Consider the following 18,434-nt stretch of genomic DNA (forward strand, 5'->3'; position numbering starts at 1 on the left):
ACGGATTCCCCTGAGCTCATGATGGCGTCACGATCCGTCGACCACGGCGGGTCAAGGGTCGAAGGATACGAGGCAGGCACAGGTAGAGGACCACCACGGCGGCGGTGGCCAGGCCCGCGAGAACCGAACCGGCGCCGTCGGCCCTCAGCCCCCACAAGGAAATGAGGCTCACCAGGACCGTCGCGAGTGTGACGACCAGCGAGGACTGAACGTGAGACAGACCCACGTCAGTGAGGCGCTGGTACACGTGCTCGCGGTGCGGTTTGTACCAGATCTCGCCGCGCTGAACCCGCTTGACGAGCGTGACGGTGGTATCCGCGAAATAAATCAGCAGGGGCGGCAGCAAGTACTCCACGTACACACCGGAGAGGAATGCTCCGATCGCGATCGCGACCAAGCTTCCGCCGAGCACATAGGAGCCGACGTCGCCCAGGAAGACGGTGCCTCGGCTCAGGTTCCACGGCAGGAAGCCCGCGAAGGCACCCGCAACGACCAGACCAGCACACATCATCCAGGTCATGTCGTTCGCCGCACCGGCCCAGGCGTAGAACAGGCCCACCACCGTGCCGTGCATTCCGGAGATCCCGTTGATCCCGTCCATGAAGTTGGCGATATTGATGTAGGCGACCGTGGCAATCACGCCCACCGGCCACCACCACACGGCGATCCCCAGAGACACGATCAGGGCGCCCGTACCCAGCGCACCGATCAGCAGCTGTACCCCGAGGCGGGTTCCCACGGACGCGCCCCGGTAATCCTCGAGCCAGCCCAGAGCGGCACTCGCGACCATCATGGCCAGCACGATCAATGACACGGAACGGTCGACCTCAACCACTCCGAGCGCCAGGGCCAGTGTGTACATCACGCCAATGGCCACGGCCACGGCGAGTCCCATGCCGCGAATCACCGGACGATCATGAGATGACCGGTCCGACGGGATATCGATGACTCCCCAACGGGCCAACAGCGGTTTGATCACGAACGGCAGGAGGACGGAGATGAGGAACGCCCCGCCGCCCAGCCAGAGAGCGAGAGTCAACAACTCCTCCAGCATCTCGGCCTCCGGAATGGCTCCCGGGCCTTCGACGCGGGACGAGATGAACATTGTGGTGATGATGGAACCTGTCATGAGCGGTCTCCCCCGTTGCGGTCAGCGTGGGGGGATGGCTTCTGGTGTTCTCGTGCCCGGGGGACGGAAAAGTCGGTGATGCGGGGCTGGGTGCTGTCCGTGATGACGGGGATGGAACCGGTGAACAGCATGCCGCCGCGCACCTTCCACACATGGCGGTCCAGATGTGCGGGGTCCAGGCGTTCGGCCCGGGCATGAGAGATCTTGGGGTGCAGTGGGCGTTCGTCACTCTCGCCCGCGCCGATCAGATCCTCGTGGAGCTTCTCGCCGTGGCGCAGACCGGTGATCACGATCTCCACGTCTTCGCGGCCGGACATCGTGCGCAGTCGTTCGGCGATGTCCAAGATCCTGACGGGTTCGCCCATGTCCAAGATGAGGACCTCTCCCCCGCTGGCGATGGCACCGGCCTGAATGACCAGCTGACAGGCCTCGGGGATGGTCATGAAGTAGCGGGTGGCGTCAGCGTGAGTCACCGTGATGGGTCCACCCTGGCGAATCTGCTCGGCAAACAATGGGAGCATCGAACCGCGCGAGCCGAAGACGTTGCCGAATCGCACGGACGCGTAGCGTTTCCCGGTCTGACCGGCCATCCACGCCGTGAGTTTTTCCGCTACCCGCTTGGAATGCCCCAACGCGGTGGTGGGGTTAGCGGCCTTGTCCGTGGAGACGTTGACGAACACGTCCACGTCCACGTTGGCCGCGGCATTGAGAACGTTGAGCGTGCCCATCACGTTGGTTTTCCAGGCCTCGTCCGGGAACTGCTCCAACAACGAGACGTGCTTGAGGGCCGCCGCGTGGAAGACGACTTCGGGTTGCCGCTTCTCGAAGATGTGCTCCAGGGACTCGGTGTCGCGGATGTCCGCGAGGACGGTGTCTTTGCCGTCCAGCAGGCCGCGACCGGTGATGGAGAGCTGAGTGGACTGCAAACCGGTTTCGTCGCGGTCCAACATGATGAGTTCGGCGGGTTCGAAACCCACGAGTTGACGGCACAGTTCGGAACCAATGGAACCGCCCGCACCCGTGACCAGTACGCGCTTACCCGTGACGTATCCGGCAATCGCGTGCACGTGGATATCCACCGGGCGGCGTCCGATGAGATCCTCCATGGCGATGTCCCGCAGATCCACGCTCTGCTTGTTGGCGGTCAACATGTCGGTGAGCGGTGGCACGGTCATCACCCGCGTGTTGGTGCCGGCCACGGCGTCGGACACTCGGCGCATCAGGCGCGGTTCGACGTCGGAGATCGCCACGATGAGAACGGCCGACCGCGTGGCCTCCAAGACGTGGGCGACGTCGTGCAGGGTGCCCATCACGGGAACCGATGAGATCCGCAGGTGCTTCTTGGCGGGGTCGTCGTCAATGAGAGCAACCGGCAGGAACTCCGAGGACGGATCCTGCATCATTCGGTGAACCAGGAACGTGCCCAGGTAGCCGGCACCGAAGACCACCACGTGCTGGGCCTCGACCCCCGGCTTGGCCGTGGATTCCTGGTACATGCGCTTGAGGTAGCGGAAGGCCGCCATGAACAAACACGCGAACGGGAACGCGATGAATCCTATGGATCGCGGGATCCCCATGGCCACACCGAAGACCAGGAGCACGACCTCCAGGATGGCTGTAACGATCACGGTCACCACGACCAGCAGTTTGGCTTCTTCGAAACTGCCGAAGGAGTAACGCCCCTTGTACAGCGCGAAGGAGAAGCCCACTACCATCTGACACGCGACCGCCACGGCGCACGTGATCACCAAGCCGCCCACCGAGACGAACTGCACGTTCATCTCGTAACGCAGAAGCACCGCCACGCACATGGCGACAATCCACGCGGCGGAATCCAGAATCATCTGGATCCACAGCCACGCGACCGGCTTCTCCGCCGAGGGGGCATTGATTTGGGGGTTCCCCATGCGCGTTGACGTCCTTTCGTGCACGCGAACTAGCTGTTGCGGTGGCCCACCATGAACCGGTAGGCCGTTTCCCGCGCCTTGAGCGGTACAAATCTGTACCCGCCCCGCACGATCACGTTCGTCGCCCATTGTATGAAGCCCACGTACCCCAAACGGCGCAATTTCCATTGCAACGCCATTTCCGCCAGAAACACGCGGGGCCCACCGCGCCGCTCGTAGGAACCCGCAGACACCCGGTAACCGACCAGCGGTTCGGACACGTTGCGGACGTCGGCACCCGCATGCAGCATGCGCGCCCACAGCCAGTAGTCCTCGGCCATGGGGACGTGTTCGTAGCCACCGACCGCTTCCACCGCGCTACGGCGAAAGACTACGGAGGGGTGAGAAATCGGGTTGCGGCGCTTGGCCACCCGGGCGATCTCGGAACGACCCACCGGTGCCTGGCGCAGGGCCAAGGGGGCGGTCTCGTCATCGCCGATTTCATGCATCGAGGCACCCACGAGATCCGCACCGGCCTCGATCAGCGGCAACTGCCGTTCGAAACGGTCCGGGTAAGAGATGTCGTCAGCGTCCGCGCGGGCCACCACATCGTGGGAGCACCACAACAGTCCCGTGTTCAGAGCATTGGTCAGCCCCGCGTTGTGTTCGAGTTCCACGCGCACCACGGGCACCGCCGACGCCGCGCTGATCCGGTCGAGCTCGTCCGTGATCTCCTGCGGCACGGGGCCGTCACGCACGATCACGACCTGCGCCGGGGGCCGGGTCTGTTCGTGGGTATTGGAGTCGATGGCCCGCCGCACCCGGTGAGCGGAATCCCCGCGGTAGACGGGAACCAGCAGCGAGAAAGGGGCGGGAGATTCGCAAGGGTCCAGGGGCTTAGCGAGGGCCACCGAAACCACGTCCCCGCATTCCATTGACGTACCGGCCGGCCCACGTGCGCAATCCTTTGAGATCGCCGCGCTGCAGGTAATACGCCGGATACCCGATGGCGTCTGCGGCCAACTGCACCACGCGCTTGTACCGCCACGACACGTAGCCGCGGTTGCGGAAGAAGTGCTGTTGCTTGAACTGGCCCGGAGGGATCAGCACCTGGAGCTTTCCGGGGATGACCACCTGTTCCTCGTCCCATCCCGGAGGATGTGCCACGGCGGTGGTGGTCACAGTTCCGAAGGACAGGCCGGATTTGCGCAGCCGCACCAGAAAGTCCACTTCGTCCCCGCGCAGGAACAGCTTGAGATCAGGGAGTCCCACGGTGAAGAACACCGACTCGTCCATGAGCGCACCGTTGAAGAAGGCGGCGTAGGAAGGGATGAACCCTAAAGATTGGATGTCAGCACGAGAGTGCGTGATGGTTCCCTCGAGGCGGAACGGGAAGGACAACGTGCCGTGGTCCTGGGGCGCCACGATCAGCGGGGACACCACGGCCAGGTTCCGTTCGGCGGCGGCTTGGCGCAGGGTTCGCAGGCAGTTTTCGTCCTCGGGGTGGGCGTCGTCGTCCATGAGCCATACCTGATCCGCACCCGTGGACAGGGCCGTGAGGATGGCCAGGGAAAAACCACCGGCACCACCCAGGTTGGCTTCCGAGCGCAGGTAACGCAGTTCGAACGCACCGTCGATCAGCCCGCGAAGATGCGTTTCGTCCAAGGCCGTCTTGCCTGCATCAACCAGACACAGGCTGTCGATCGGATCCGTCTGGCTCCGCAGACCCGCGATCAGTTGGTCCACATCGCGGGGACGGTCCTGCGTCACGCACGCGACGCTGACGCGCTGGCTCTGCGCCGGGTGTGAACTGGCTCGAGTCATGGTTGCTCCCGCGGAAAGTACTGTGAGGGACCCACAACGTGAGGCCCCGCTGGACTCACGGATTCTATCAACGCGCGGCTGACAATCTCCCGGACACGGTCAGCGCCCGTTCGCTGCCGTACGATGAAGAAACCATTGTCGGGAGGAGATTCACCGTGACAGCTAGTAGCTGGCGAGTACTCGGAGCCACGGGCTTTGTGGGGTCGGCCATCACCACTGCCCTGCAGACCAAGAACATTGCCGTGACCCCCGTGTCCACGCCCCGGTTGGCCTCTCCGGCCACCACCGTGCACCACTTGATCGAGCATGCGCAGCGGTTGGAGTCGGTCATCGACTACCTGGCGGATTCGTTCGCCGGCGCAGACATCGTGGTCAACGCCGCCGGATTGGCCGCGCCCGATCAGACTCACCAGCAGTCGCTGACCGGCGCCAACGCCCTGCTGCCGGTTCTGGTGGCACTGGCCGCGCACCGCACGGGTGTTCGACGAGTCATCCACATCAGCTCCGCCTCGGTCCAGGGAGATGCTCCCGTGCTGGACGAGTCCATCCGTACCGCACCGTTCTCCGCCTACTCGCTGTCCAAGGCACTGGGCGAATCCGCCCTGTACCGCTTGCGGTCACAGTGGGACACCGAGTCCCATGCCCCGCAGCTCACGGTGCTACGCGCAACCTCGGTCATGGGCAGCGGGCGGCGCACCACGCGGTTGCTGGCCAAGTTCGCGTCCTCGATGTTCTCGTCGGTCGCCGGTGACGGAACCGCGCCCACCCCGGTCACGTCGGTCAAGGCTCTCGCCCAGTTCGCCGTGGCCGTAGGCGAATTCCCCGAGCCACTGCCCGCCGTGATCCTGCAGCCCTGGGAGGGCGCGACCACTGGCTCTGTTCTGCGCGATGCCGGTCGTCGCAATCCCCTGCAGCTGCCGCCGTTCCTGTGCCGCGCCGTGATCGACGGTGGATTCTGGGTTTCGGGACTGGCCAATAATCGGTTCAACGGGGCCATCCGGCGTCTCGAAGTTACCTGGTTCGGTCAGCGTCAGGTGCCCGGTTGGGCGCACGAGAACGGTGTGATCCCCGAACCCAACGTGCAAGAAGTACTGCGCCAGGCGCACTTGTCACTGGGCAAGTAAGCTCCTGACCAGCCACGGCGAGGGCCGCAACCATCACGGTTGCGGCCCTTGCCGTGCGTCAGTTTTCGCGGAGATGCGTCAGGATCCGCTGACCAACTGGCTGGCCTCGTCCACGCTCAGTGCGGACGTCCCGTTCCATCGAGGTTGGGACGCATCCGCGCGATTGCGATTTTGATCCGCGCGCGCGCCAGGTTTTGCGGCCGCGTTCTGCACCAGGGCCCTAGCGACCTCGGCCTCGGGCGCTCCCGGCTCGACCAATGGTTCGGCCGTCGCGCGGCGTGTCGTCCGATCGCCGACGTCGTTCTGCTGCCGCCAGCGGTCTATCGCCCGCTCGGCTTCGGAGTCGACGGGCGACGACGCCGCGGCGGTCACCTCAGTATCGTGGCTCTCCCCTGCGTTCGGCGAGGCATCGTGGTCGCCGTTCTCACCCGACTCGTTCGCCCCGCCCTTCGGACCGCTCTCGCTGGTGGCGCTGTCCTCGCTCGTCTCATCGGTCTCGACATCCGTCGTGGAGTCTCCACCGTCCACGTTGGGAACCACGGAGCGTAATTCATCGAGTCCGATGGCACCCAGGCGCAGCACCACGGGCACGTCACCGGTGCAGTCGACGATGGTCGACGGGAGTCCGCTGGGATTCTCCGCCGCGTGCTCGGCGGTGGGCCGAGCGCCGTCGTCGAGATAGAGGGCGACGCGGTCCTGGAGCATGTCCTGGGCGTCGTCGGCGTTGAGCGCGGCCGGCATGCCCGTGAGGTTCGCGGAGGACACGGCCATGGGGCCGACTCGCTCAAGAACTTGCCGCGCGACGTGGTCATCGGGAACCCGCAGGGCCACCGTGCCGTGGGTTTCCCCGAGATCCCAGCCCAGGGTGGGCTGAGCCCAGCACACGAGTGTGAGGGCACCGGGCCAAAAAGCTTCGGCGAGGGCGCGGGCATCGTCGGAGACCTGATCGGCGAGACCGGCCATGACGCCGGGATTGGCAATCAGCACGGGGGGCGGCATGTGGCGTGTGCGGCCCTTGGCGCCGAGCAGGGTTTGGACGCCCATGGGAGAGAACGCATCGCAACCGATGCCGTACACCGTGTCCGTGGGTATGACGATGCATTCGCCGTCTGCCACGACGCGCGCCGCGTGATCGATCGCCGCGCCCATGGTTTCTTGGTCTGCGCACTTGTACGTGGCACTCACGAGCGTCTCCTTAGCTCAACGTCTGGTGCGGATCGATGCTTGAATCTTCATCCGCATCCGGTCTGCGCGCGCCTGACGCACGGGGTTTCCCGGCGAGGTCGCAATGCAATTGGATCTCCACGAAACCACGGGCGGCAAGTTCACGCTCCATGGCATCCACCTGGGACTCGGCGTGTTCCATGAATAATGCTCCACCGGGCCGCAACAGCCGTACGGCGGTGTCCATGGCGGCGCAGGGCAGTGCCATCCCGTGGTCAGCTCCCCCGTACAGCGCCGTGGGTGGGTCATAGTCCCTGACCTCAGGCTCCGTGGGAATGTCCTCGGGCGGGACGTAGGGCGGATTGCTCACCACCACGCAGAACGTGCCCGCGTTCTCGGGCTCGTAGTCCTGATAATCGGCCTGGGTGAGTGTGACCTTGGAACCGCGCAGGTTCTGTTGCGCCCAGTCGAAGGCTGAGTCCTCTTTTTCCACCGCGAACACGCGAGTGGTGGGGTCTTCCGTGGCAATGGCCAGGGCAATGGCACCAGAACCGGTTCCCAGATCAACCACTCGAGGATGGGGAACGCCCGCTTCTCGCCACAGCCGAGCTTCATCCAGGCTGAGTTGGACCAGAAGTTCGGTTTCGGGGCGGGGGACAAAAACCCCGGGACCCACCGACAGCTCAAGCTGACGGAACGGAGCCTTACCGGTCAGGTGCTGCAGCGGAATGCGCTGAGCCCGCTGGGCCACGAGCTCGCGGAACCCCGCGGGTTCGGAGGCACCCAGAATGGCTTTGGCCTCGACCTCTCCCCTGCTCAACCCCATGAGATGAGCTGCGAGAAGTACGGCGTCCGTGTCGGGAGACGGTACACCGGCCCCCGCAAGGTCACCGTGCGCCCACCGCAGAGCCTGGGCAAGGGTAGCTTCCACCGCCGGTCAGTCCTGCTTCCCAGCCTGGTCTTGACCGAGGTGTTCCAAACGGGTCTTCTCGTCCAACTCGATCGCGGAGTTCACCACGGGTTCCAGGGCGCCGTCCAGCACCTGATCCAGGTTGTAGGACTTGTACCCCGTGCGGTGATCCGCAATGCGGTTCTCGGGGTAGTTGTAGGTGCGGATGCGCTCGGAACGGTCCACGGTGCGCACCTGCGACTTGCGCACGGCGGCGTTCTCCGCGTCGATCTGTTCCTGCTGGTGCGCCAGGATGCGCGCCCGGAGAACGCGCATGGCGGCCTCACGGTTCTGCAACTGCGACTTCTCGTTCTGCATGGCCACCACGATGCCCGTGGGCAAGTGAGTGATGCGCACCGCGGAGTCCGTAGTGTTCACGGACTGACCGCCGGGGCCGGAGGATCGGTAGACGTCGATCTTCAGGTCGTTCTGGCTGATGTCGATCTCGTCCGGCTCATCGACCTCCGGGAACACCAGGACGCCGGCGGCCGAGGTGTGCACGCGGCCCTGAGATTCCGTGGCCGGCACACGCTGCACGCGATGCACGCCGCCCTCGTACTTCAACCGCGCCCACGCACCGTGTTCTGGATCGTTGGACGTGGACTTCACCGCGAGCTGCACGTCCTTGTAACCGCCCAACTCGGTGGGGGTGGACGAGAGCACCTCGGTCTTGAACTTGAGCGACTCCGCGTAACGCATGTACATGCGCAGCAGGTCACCGGCGAACAGAGCGGACTCGTCGCCGCCTTCGCCGGCCTTGATTTCGAGGATCACGTTGCGGCCGTCATCCGGATCCCGGGGGATCAGTTTGCGGCGCAGCACTTCCTGAGCAGTTTCCAGTTCGGCCTCGAGCGGGGCGATCTCTGAAGCCAGCTCCGGGTCCTCGCTGCCGAGCTCGCGCGTGGCCTCGAGGTCCTCGGAAAGCTGTTCCACCCGTCGATGGGCTTCGACAATGCCGTTGAGTTCGGAGTACCGCCGGCCCAGCTTGCGGGCCTTGCCCGCATCTGCGTGCACGGCGGGATCCGCCAGTTCGCGCTGCAGCTGAGCGTGCTCATCCAGCAGCGGCTGAACGGGATCGGACATTGAAGGGTCTCCTATCGACGGGTGGAACGGGACAGCGACGAGTTCTCGCTAGTCCTTACCGTTGGCCAGCGTGGTCTTCTGGACCTGCAGCAGGAACTCCGTGTTGGACTGCGTGTCACGCAACTTGTTGGTGAGCAGTTCCAGAGCCTGCTGCTGTTCCAGACCGGACAGCACGCGACGCAGCTTCCACATGATCTTGATCTCGTCCGCGGAGAGCAGGTTCTCTTCGCGGCGGGTGCCGGAAGAGTTGACGTCCACGGCGGGGAAGATACGACGGTCCGCGAGCTGGCGGGACAGGCGCAGTTCCATGTTGCCGGTGCCCTTGAACTCTTCGAAGATGACCTCGTCCATCTTGGAACCGGTCTCCACGAGCGCCGTGGCCAGGATGGTCAGCGAGCCACCGTTCTCGATGTTACGAGCGGCGCCGAAGAACTTCTTGGGCGGGTACAGCGCTGCCGAATCCACACCACCGGACAGGATGCGTCCGGAGGCGGGGGCGGACAGGTTGTAGGCGCGGCCCAGGCGGGTCATGGAGTCCAGCAGGACCACCACGTCCATACCCATTTCCACCAGGCGCTTGGCGCGCTCGATCGCGAGCTCGGCCACCGTGGTGTGATCGTCCGCGGGACGGTCGAAGGTCGAGGCGATGACCTCACCCTTCACCGTGCGCTGCATGTCGGTGACTTCCTCGGGACGCTCGTCCACGAGCACCATCATGAGGTGCACCTCGGGGTTGTTCGTGGTGATCGCGTTGGCGATCGCCTGCAACATGAGGGTCTTACCGGCCTTGGGCGGGGACACGATCAGGCCGCGCTGGCCCTTACCGATCGGAGCCACCAGATCGACCACGCGGGGACCGATCTTCTTGGGCTCGGTCTCCAGGCGCAAGCGCTCCTGCGGGTACAGCGGAACCAGCTTGGAGAACTCGGTGCGGTCATTGTTCTCCTCCGGTTTGCGACCGTTGACGGAGGTCAACTGCACGAGCGCGGAGAACTTCTGACGGGAGCTGTTGTTCTGTTCGCCCTCGCGAGGTGCGCGAATGGCACCCACAATCGCATCGCCCTTGCGCAGGTTGTTCTTCTTGACCTGGGACAGGCTCACGTACACGTCCGACGGACCCGGGAGGTAACCCGAGGTGCGCACGAACGCGTAGTTGTCGAGCACGTCCAGGATGCCCGCCACGGGCAACAGGACGTCGTCCTCGGTGATCTCGATGTCGTCGACGTCCGGACCGTTGTTGCGGCTGCGGCGATTGCGACGCTCGTTGCGATCGTTGCGGTCATTGCGATCGTTTCGATTGCGGTTGCGGCGGTTACGACGCGAATTGCCGTCACGGTCGTTGCCGTCGTTGTTCCGGTCATTGCGATCGTTCCGGCTGCGGTTACCGCGGTCGTTGCGCTCGTTACCGTCCTTGCGGTTCTGGCCGTCCTGCGAGGAGTCCTTGCGGTTGGAATCCTGCTTGTCGTCGCGGGACCCCTTGTCGTCACGGGAGGCGTTGTCCTGGTCGTTGGACCCGGACTTCTCGTCGCGCGAGTTGTTGCCGTCCTTGCGATCGCCACGATCGTTGCGGTCGTTGCGGTCGTTACGATCGTTGCGGTTGCCGCGCGAGCGCTGATTGCGGTTGCCGCGGTTGGAGGAATCCTTGGAGTCCTCGTTCTGCTCGTTCTGCTCGTTCTGGGAATTCTCGGACTGCTCTCCCTGGTTTTCCTGGCCGGAGTCCTTGGACTGCTGGTCCTGGTTCTCCTGCTGTTCCGAATCCTTCTGGTTACGGGAGCGATCCCCGCGGCCGGAAGCGGACGCACGGCGGGAGCGGCGCGAGCCGGACTGACGCTCGTTCTGCCCCGAGCGGTTGTCGCCCTGGGAGTCGTTCTTCTGGTCCTCGTCCTGGTTCGCGGGGCCGTTGGCGGTATCGGTGGACTTCTCGTCCTGGTCCGAGGCGGCACTGTCCTTGGGTGCGTTCTGGGAGGGTGCGGGTTCCGACGACGACGCACGGCGGGTCGATGCCTTGCGCGCGGTTTCCGAGATCTTTTCCTCCACGGCCTTGTCACGTTCGGCCACGGCACCGCCGCGCTGGTGGGCCTCGATGGCCTCGACCAGCAGAGACTTGCGCATCCGACGAGCGCCGGTGATGCCCAACTGGGAGGCGAGAGCCTGCAACTGTGCAAGTTTCAGCCCGGACAAACCAGTGTTCTGCGGCTTGGAGTTTTCCGTTCCCTGTTCGGGGGCGGTGGTTTCTGTCACGAAGGTTCCTTCTGACTCGATGGGGGCCGTAGCGATGACATCGCACACTGACCCGACGATATTGTTGTGGGCCACCTACTGCGGGCCACGTTGAATGCGCGCAGACTGCGCGCTAGAAAATCAGCAATGAGGTCCTCTGATCCCTCTGATCCACCAGTTGCGGTCACATCACAGAGGTGACCTGGTCATCATGAAAAGGAATCGCACTGAGGCGACGCATTGAAACAGCAGTGACGCTCGGTCACGAAAGCTGACTCGAATGCGGGACTCCGCTTGAACCGCGTGGGCGAACCCAGGGCCTATTGCGTGGATACGCCCACTTTAGCACCCTCAGCGGGAACGCGTAGCGCCATAACACGCCACGACACGTCCTCACTGTTGTGGGTATGGGCCGCGGAATCCGCATCCGCGGTAATCTCATCGATAGCCGCAACCACCTGTTCCGCCGCTTCGGGGCCGTTGGCCAGAGTGAGAACGGTGGGTCCGGCACCGGAGATCAGCGCCGCGAATCCGCGCTCGCGCAACTGGGTCATGAGCTCGAAGCTCGGGCCCATGGCCTGGGCACGGTAGGGCTGGTGCAGCAGGTCGAACGTGGCCGGAAGCAGGTACTCGGGACGGTTGCTCAGCGCCTCGACCAACAGTGCAGCACGACCGGCAGTGACCGCAGCGGTGCGATGCGAAACGGTATCGGGCAGCAGGCCGCGGGCCACTGAGGTCGCCACCTCGAAGTCCGGGATGGCCACGATCGGAATCACGTTCTCGTGCACATGCACGGGCACGCTGACGAATTCGCCGTTTTGTTCGAAGGACACGGTGAGTCCCCCGTACAGGGTGGGGGCCACGTTATCCGGATGCCCCTCGAGCTGGGAGCACACCTGCAGGATGGTGCGATCATCCAGCCGTGCGGTGTCAGAGAGCAATGCGTTGGCGGCCAGCACCCCGGCGACCACGGCCGAGGCCGAGGATCCCATGCCACGACCGTGCGGGATCTGGTTGTGCGCCTTTAACCGCAACCCGGGCAGGGAACCGGCCCCGGCGGCGTCGAACACTGCCTGCATCGAACGGACCACCAGGTGATCCGCGGTGTGGGGCACGTTCTCCGACCCTTCACCCGTGAGCTCGAATTCGAGACCGGATTCGATGCGGGTGACCGTGAGCTCGTCGTAATAACCCAGGGCCAGTCCCAGGGTGTCGAAACCGGGACCCACGTTTCCGGTGGATCCGGGGACCCGCACCGACACGCTCGTGCCCGGTGCGGCGACTACCTGCTCGTTCACGACCTCGGTCACTCCAACCCCAAGGCTGCGGCCACGGGGACCACGTCGAAGGGAACGCGCTTGGGCTCCACCGCGCTGGCGTCCTCGGCCTCGGCACCCTTGATGGCCCATTGCGGGTCCTTGAGGCCGTGACCGGTCACGGTGATCACGATGGTCTTGCCGCTGGGCACCTCGCCCGCGCGCTGCTTCTTGAGCAGGCCGGCCACACCGGAGGCCGAACCGGGCTCCACGAACACGCCCTCGCGCGAAGACAGCCAGCGGTGGGCCTCGATGATCTGCTCGTCCGTCACGGAATCGATCAGACCGCCGGACTCGTCACGGGCCGCAATGGCGGTGTCCCACGAAGCGGGGTTGCCGATTCGGATGGCGGTGGCGATCGTCTCCGGTTCGGTGACGGGGTGACCCAGCACGAGCGGTGCCGCGCCAGCAGCCTGGAAGCCCCACATGGTCGGTGTGTGCGTGGACACGGGTGCCAACTTCTCACCGGAGGTCGCCGGGATCTCGGAGGCGTACTCCTTGTAACCCTTCCAGTACGCGGTGATGTTGCCGGCGTTACCGACCGGGAGCACGTGGATGTCCGGGGCGTCGCCCAGGGTGTCCACGACCTCGAAGGCCGCGGTCTTCTGGCCCTCGATGCGGTACGGGTTGACCGAATTCACCAGGAACACGGGATAGGACTCGGAAAGTTTGCGCGCGACTTCCAGGCAGTTGTCGAAGTTGCCTTCGATCTGGATGATGTCCGCGCCGTGGGCCACGGCCTGGGACATCTTGCTCATCGAGATCTTGCCCTCGGGCACGAGCACGGCACAGCGCATCCCCGCCTGCTTGGCGTAGGCCGCAGCGGCGGCGGAGGTGTTGCCCGTCGAGGCACATACCACGGCCTCCGCACCCTCCTCCTTGGCCTTGGTGATGGCCATGGTCATGCCGCGGTCCTTGAAGGAACCGGTGGGGTTCATGCCCTCGAACTTGAGCCACACGGAGCTGCCGGTCAGTTCGGACAGGGCACGAGCCTGGATCAGCGGCGTGCCACCCTCACCCATGGTGATGACCTCGGTGGCCTCGGTGACCGGCAAGCGGTCCTTGTACTCGTTGATGACGCCCTGCCAGACGTGTGCCATGCCGGTTCTCCTCGACGCTGTGTGACGGTGGGCGGCGTTCACCACCCATTGAAGTTTATGAAACGCCCCGCGGGGCGGTGGACTTAGTCGCCGGTCTCCACGGGGATCACCGAGAGCACCTCGGCCACCACGGGCAACTCACGCAGTGCGCCCACGGTGTCCATGAGATCACGGTGACGACCCGTGTGGGTCACCAGGCGCAGCACGGAGATGGCCTGATCCTTGGGATCCTCGGTCTGATGCATGGTGGAGATGGACACGCCATGGTCCGCGAAGACCTGGGCGATTTGAGCGAGCACACCCAAGCGGTCCTTCACGGTCACGGTGATGGCCATGCGCGTGGTCACGTTGTCCATGGACACGGCGGGCAGCTTGGCGTGATCGCTCAGCGGGATGCCCTCGGCACCACGCGCAATCGAGCGAGCGGCGGACACCAGGTCGCCCAGAACGGCCGACGCCGTGGGTTCACCGCCTGCGCCCTGGCCGTAGAACATGAGCGAGCCGGCGTTCTCGGCCTCGACAAAGACGGCGTTGTACGCACCGTGCACTCCCCCGAGCACGTGGTTGCGGGGAATCATGACGGGGTTGACGCGCAGGTTCACGCCGTCCTCGGTGCGCTCACCCACGGACAGCAGCTTGATCACGTAACCGGCCTCGGCCGCGGTTGCGACATCTTCCGCGCTCACCGCGGTGATGCCCTCGCAGTGGACGTCGTCCAGGGTGAAGGTCGAGTGGAAGGCGAGCGACGCGAGCACGGCGGCCTTGGCGGCGGCGTCGTGCCCCTCGACGTCGGCGGTGGGGTCGGCCTCGGCGTAACCCAGCTCCTGGGCCTCGGCCAGGGCGTCGTTGAATGCGGCGCCCGTGGTGTCCATCTGGTCCAGGATGAAGTTGGTGGTGCCGTTCATGATGCCCAGGAAGCGGGTGACCTTGTCGCCGGCGAGCGAGTCGCGCATGGGGCGAACGATCGGGATCGCGCCGGCCACGGCGGCCTCGTAGGACAATTGCGAGCCCGGCGCCGCCGCGGCGTCCTGGAGTTCGCGGCCATGAGCCGCGAGCAGCGCCTTGTTACCGGTGACCACGGTGGTGCCGGCGTTGAGGGCGCGCAGGATGCGAGTGCGGGCGGGCTCGATGCCACCGGTCAGCTCCACCACGATGTCCGCGGCGTCGATCACGGAATCCGCGTCCGTGGTGAGCAATTCGCGCGGAATCTCGTAATCTCGCTTGGCGTCCACGTCGCGCACGGCCACGCCCACGAGGTCGAGCGTGACGCCCGAGCGCAGGGCGAGTTCATCCTTGGAGTCAAGCAGCACGCGGGCCACCTGGGATCCCACGGTGCCGGCGCCCAACAGGGCGACCTTCAAGTGGGGAGTCTGTGGGTGCGAAGTCGCTGAAGTAGTCATTGCTCCTGATATTCCTTGGGGGCTTATTCGGCGCTCGCGCCGGTGTCCCGGGCCAGCAGATCGTCGACGGTTTCGGCTCGGATCAGAACCTGGACCTGTCCTTGGGCATCCACGCTGATCATTCCAGGTCGCGTGAGCCAGTTGTAGTTGCTGGACAGGGCCCAGCAGTACGCACCGGTCACGGGTACGACCAGCAGGTCACCGGCCGAGACGTCCGCCGGCAGGTAGACGTCCCGCACCACGATGTCACCGGATTCGCAGTGCTTACCGACCACGCGGCTGAGCACGGGACCGGCATCCGACACGCGGTTGGCGAGCACGGCGGTGTAATCGGCGTCGTAGAGCACCGGGCGGGCGTTGTCACTCATGCCTCCGTCCACGGACACGTAGCGGCGCTCCACACCGGGGCTGACGGTCACGGTCTTGACCGTGCCTACCGTGTACACGGTGCAACCGGAAGGACCCGCGATGAAGCGGCCGGGTTCGAACGAGAGGTGCGGGAGCGGCAGCTCGGAATTCTTGAGCAGACCGTCCAGGTGTTCGGCGAGGTCCGTGGCGATCGATTCAGCGGTACGGGGTTCGTCCGCACTCGTGTAGGCCACGCCGTGACCGCCGCCCAGGTCCAGCTCGGGCAGTACCGTGGACCAGCGCTCGGCCACGGTTTCCCGCAGCGCCAGCACGCGCTCGGCGGCCTGGCCGAAGCCTTCCGCGGCGAAGATCTGGGATCCGATGTGGCAGTGCAGTCCGCGCAGGTCCAGGTGTTCGCGCAACGCCACGCACTGGGCGAGGGCCTGCAGGGCGGGCGAGTCCTCCCCCTCCACGGAGGGATTGAGCGACAGCCCGAACTTCTGGTCCTCGTGGGCCGTGGCGATGAACTCATGGGTCGAAGCGTGCACACCCGGGGTCACGCGCAACATGATGGGAGCGCGCACCGCGAGCTTCTGGGCGAGATCCGCGACCAGCTGGATCTCCGGAAGGGAGTCCACCACGATGCGCCCCACGCCGGTGTCCAGTGCGCGGGTGATCTCCGCGGCAGATTTGTTGTTGCCGTGCAACGCGATCTTGGAAGGGTCCACTCCGGCGCGCAGTGCGACCTCGAGTTCGCCACCGGACGCGGTGTCCACGTTGAGCCCCTCGTCCTGGGCCCACCGTGCCACGTGGGTGTTCAGCAGTGCCTTGGACGCGTAGTAGACCTCCACGTCAACGCCCATGGGAGTGAACGCGGCTTCGAACGCCTCACGGAAACCACGCGCGCGAGATCGGAAGGTATCTTCCGAGATCACGTAGCTGGGCGAACCGTAGCGTTCGGCCATTTCGGCGACGGAGACGCCGTCCACCGTGACGCAGCCACGATCATTCCGGGCGTACTGCTCGGTGAAGACCTTGGGGTCCAGAGTGGCGTTGTCCTCGGGGACGGTCAGCCATCCCGGTGCCAACGGGTGGGCGTTGTCTGCTGAGCTCACGAGATCACATCCGTTCCGGCGCACCGACGCCCAACAGGGTCAGGCCGTTGGCCAGGACCTGCTGCACGGCGTCGTTGAGCCACAAGCGAGAGTTGTGTACCGGTTCCACCGGGCCGTCACCCTGCGGTGCCACGCGACACACGTCGTACCAGCGGTGATAAGTGCCGGCCAGAAGTTCCAGGTGGCGGGCCACACGGTGCGGTTCACGCAGCTCGGCGGCCTGAGCGACCACGGAGGGGTACTGCCCCAGCGCGGCGAGCAGGTCGGCCTCGCGAGCGTGATCCAGCAGAGCGGCGTCGAAAAGGTTGGTGCCGTCCTCCGCCGCGCGACGCACCCCGGCCGCCTCAGCGTTGCGCTGCACGGCGCACGTGCGGGCGTGGGCGTACTGGACGTAGAAGACCGGGTTCTCGTTGGAACGCTTGGTCAGCACGTCCAGGTCGATGTCGATGTTGGAGTCCACCGAGTAGCGGGTCAGGGAGTAGCGCGCGGCGTCAACCCCCACGACCTCCACGAGGTCCTCCATGGTCACCACCGTGCCGGCGCGCTTGGACATGCGCACGGCCACGCCCTCGCGGACCAGGTTGACCATCTGACCGATCAGCACCTCAACGCGCTCCGGGGAATTCCCGAGGGCTGCGGCCACGGCCTTCAGGCGGGCCACGTAACCGTGGTGATCCGCGCCCAGCATGTAGATGCACAGGTCGGCTCCGCGGCCGCGCTTGTCCTTGAAGTAGGCGATGTCGCCGGCGATGTAGGCGGCATTGCCGTCCGACTTGATGACCACGCGGTCCTTGTCGTCGCCGTAGTCCGTGGACCGCAGCCACCAGGCGCCGTCCTTGAAGTACATGGCGTCCGAGTCCTTGAGCTGCTCGACCAACTGCTCGACCTGTCCGCCTTCGAACAGGGAGTTCTCGTGGAAGAACACGTCGAAATCCACACCGAACTCGTGCAGCGAGGACTTGATCTCCTGGAACATCAACTCCACACCGGCGGCGCGGAAAACTTCCTGTGGATCCTCGGACTCCAGGGCGTCCGGGTGCTGTTCGAGCACGCGCTGGGCGATGTCGGAAATGTACTGTCCGCCGTAGCCGTCCTCGGGTGCGTCCTCGTTGCGGGCGCGAGCCAGCAGGGAGCGAGCGAACCGGTCGATCTGCGCACCGTGGTCGTTGAAGTAGTACTCGCGGGTGACCTGGGCGCCCTGCGATTGCAGGATGCGGGCCAGCGAGTCACCTACTGCGGCCCAGCGGGTGCCACCCAGGTGAATGGGGCCGGTGGGGTTGGCGGAGACGAATTCCAGGTTGATGGCGGTTCCGCCCAGAACGTCTGAGGTACCGAAGGAGGTGCCCTGCTCCACGATCGACTGCGCGAGCTCACCGGCCGCGGCGGCGTCGAGCGTGATGTTCAGGAATCCGGGACCGGCGATGTCCACGGCGGCCACGCCGGGAACTGCGCTCAGGCGTTCGACCAGGATCTCGGCGATCTCGCGCGGCTTACGACCGAATTTCTTGGACGCCTGCATGGCCACCGTGGTGGCCCAGTCCCCGTGCTCACGATTCTTGGGGCGCTCGACCTTCGCTTCGGGAAGCTCTGCACCGTCCACCAGGGTCAAATCACCGGCGGCCAGGGCGTCGTGCAGGCATGCGGATACGGCAGCGGAAAGTTCGTCAGGAGTCACCGGTCCAGTGTAACGGGACGAACCGCGCCCACCGATTCGAGTCAATTCGCCTGCCGTGACGAACCTGCTAATATCGATCGAGTTGTTCACGGCCCGGTTCA

At 65.2% G+C, this 18,434-nt stretch carries 14 protein-coding genes; 1 reads left to right on the plus strand and 13 read right to left on the minus strand.

Going from position 1 to position 18,434, the window contains the following annotated elements; genetic code table 11:
• Window positions 1–16 precede the first annotated feature (16 nt).
• From RF638_RS06485 to RF638_RS06500, 4 genes are read right to left on the minus strand one after another with little or no spacing between them, the layout of a single operon-like run.
• Window positions 17–1,129, minus strand: coding sequence for a glycosyltransferase family 4 protein (locus RF638_RS06485; protein WP_368841611.1), 1,113 nt, complete (start codon window positions 1,127–1,129; stop codon window positions 17–19).
• On the minus strand, window positions 1,126–3,036 hold the full coding sequence (locus RF638_RS06490; protein WP_368841612.1) for a polysaccharide biosynthesis protein: 1,911 nt from the start codon (window positions 3,034–3,036) through the stop codon (window positions 1,126–1,128). The genes RF638_RS06485 and RF638_RS06490 overlap by 4 nt, the downstream gene beginning before the upstream one ends.
• Window positions 3,037–3,065: 29 nt before the next feature.
• Window positions 3,066–3,935 carry a glycosyltransferase gene (locus RF638_RS06495; protein ID WP_368841613.1) on the minus strand — a complete coding sequence of 290 codons (870 nt, stop codon included), beginning with the start codon at window positions 3,933–3,935 and terminating at the stop codon, window positions 3,066–3,068.
• Window positions 3,913–4,839 (minus strand): glycosyltransferase, encoded by a 927-nt coding sequence (locus RF638_RS06500; protein ID WP_095797356.1) that lies wholly within the window; start codon window positions 4,837–4,839, stop codon window positions 3,913–3,915. Before RF638_RS06500 ends, RF638_RS06495 begins: the two co-directional genes overlap by 23 nt.
• A 155-nt stretch (window positions 4,840–4,994) precedes the next feature.
• Here RF638_RS06500 and RF638_RS06505 point away from each other — a divergent pair, with 155 nt between their 5' ends.
• A complete protein-coding gene (locus RF638_RS06505) occupies window positions 4,995–5,963 on the plus strand; it encodes an NAD-dependent epimerase/dehydratase family protein (protein WP_368841614.1) in 969 nt (322 codons plus the stop codon).
• Between the two features lie 78 nt (window positions 5,964–6,041).
• Here the strand turns inward: RF638_RS06505 and RF638_RS06510 are convergent, their stop codons facing one another.
• The 9 genes from RF638_RS06510 to argS all read right to left on the minus strand — a co-directional run bounded on the left by RF638_RS06510 (window position 6,042) and on the right by argS (window position 18,333).
• Complete coding sequence (locus RF638_RS06510) at window positions 6,042–7,148, minus strand: L-threonylcarbamoyladenylate synthase (RefSeq protein ID WP_368841615.1); 1,107 nt, start codon at window positions 7,146–7,148, stop codon at window positions 6,042–6,044.
• Between the two features lie 10 nt (window positions 7,149–7,158).
• Window positions 7,159–8,058, minus strand: a complete 900-nt coding sequence (gene prmC / locus RF638_RS06515; protein WP_368841616.1) for a peptide chain release factor N(5)-glutamine methyltransferase — start codon at window positions 8,056–8,058, stop codon at window positions 7,159–7,161.
• Between the two features lie 6 nt (window positions 8,059–8,064).
• Window positions 8,065–9,159, minus strand: a complete 1,095-nt coding sequence (gene prfA / locus RF638_RS06520) for a peptide chain release factor 1 (protein WP_095797359.1) — start codon at window positions 9,157–9,159, stop codon at window positions 8,065–8,067.
• Between the two features lie 48 nt (window positions 9,160–9,207).
• Window positions 9,208–11,400 carry a transcription termination factor Rho gene (rho, locus tag RF638_RS06525; RefSeq protein ID WP_368841617.1) on the minus strand — a complete coding sequence of 731 codons (2,193 nt, stop codon included), beginning with the start codon at window positions 11,398–11,400 and terminating at the stop codon, window positions 9,208–9,210.
• Window positions 11,401–11,699: 299 nt separating this feature from the next.
• Entirely contained in the window at window positions 11,700–12,677 is a 978-nt protein-coding gene (gene thrB, locus RF638_RS06530) for a homoserine kinase (protein ID WP_129701880.1), read from the minus strand.
• 8 nt (window positions 12,678–12,685) lie between these two features.
• On the minus strand, window positions 12,686–13,795 hold the full coding sequence (gene thrC / locus RF638_RS06535) for a threonine synthase (RefSeq protein ID WP_315277969.1): 1,110 nt from the start codon (window positions 13,793–13,795) through the stop codon (window positions 12,686–12,688).
• Window positions 13,796–13,878: 83 nt separating this feature from the next.
• Window positions 13,879–15,195 (minus strand): homoserine dehydrogenase, encoded by a 1,317-nt coding sequence (locus RF638_RS06540; protein ID WP_368841618.1) that lies wholly within the window; start codon window positions 15,193–15,195, stop codon window positions 13,879–13,881.
• Window positions 15,196–15,218: 23 nt separating this feature from the next.
• Window positions 15,219–16,658, minus strand: a complete 1,440-nt coding sequence (gene lysA, locus RF638_RS06545; RefSeq protein ID WP_368841619.1) for a diaminopimelate decarboxylase — start codon at window positions 16,656–16,658, stop codon at window positions 15,219–15,221.
• Window positions 16,659–16,662: 4 nt separating this feature from the next.
• On the minus strand, window positions 16,663–18,333 hold the full coding sequence (argS, locus tag RF638_RS06550) for an arginine--tRNA ligase (RefSeq protein WP_259915619.1): 1,671 nt from the start codon (window positions 18,331–18,333) through the stop codon (window positions 16,663–16,665).
• Between the last annotated feature and the right edge of the window lie 101 nt (window positions 18,334–18,434).

This window comes from Kocuria sp. CPCC 205235 (genome assembly GCF_040980905.1).
Classification (GTDB): Bacteria; Actinomycetota; Actinomycetes; order Actinomycetales; family Micrococcaceae; genus Kocuria; species Kocuria carniphila.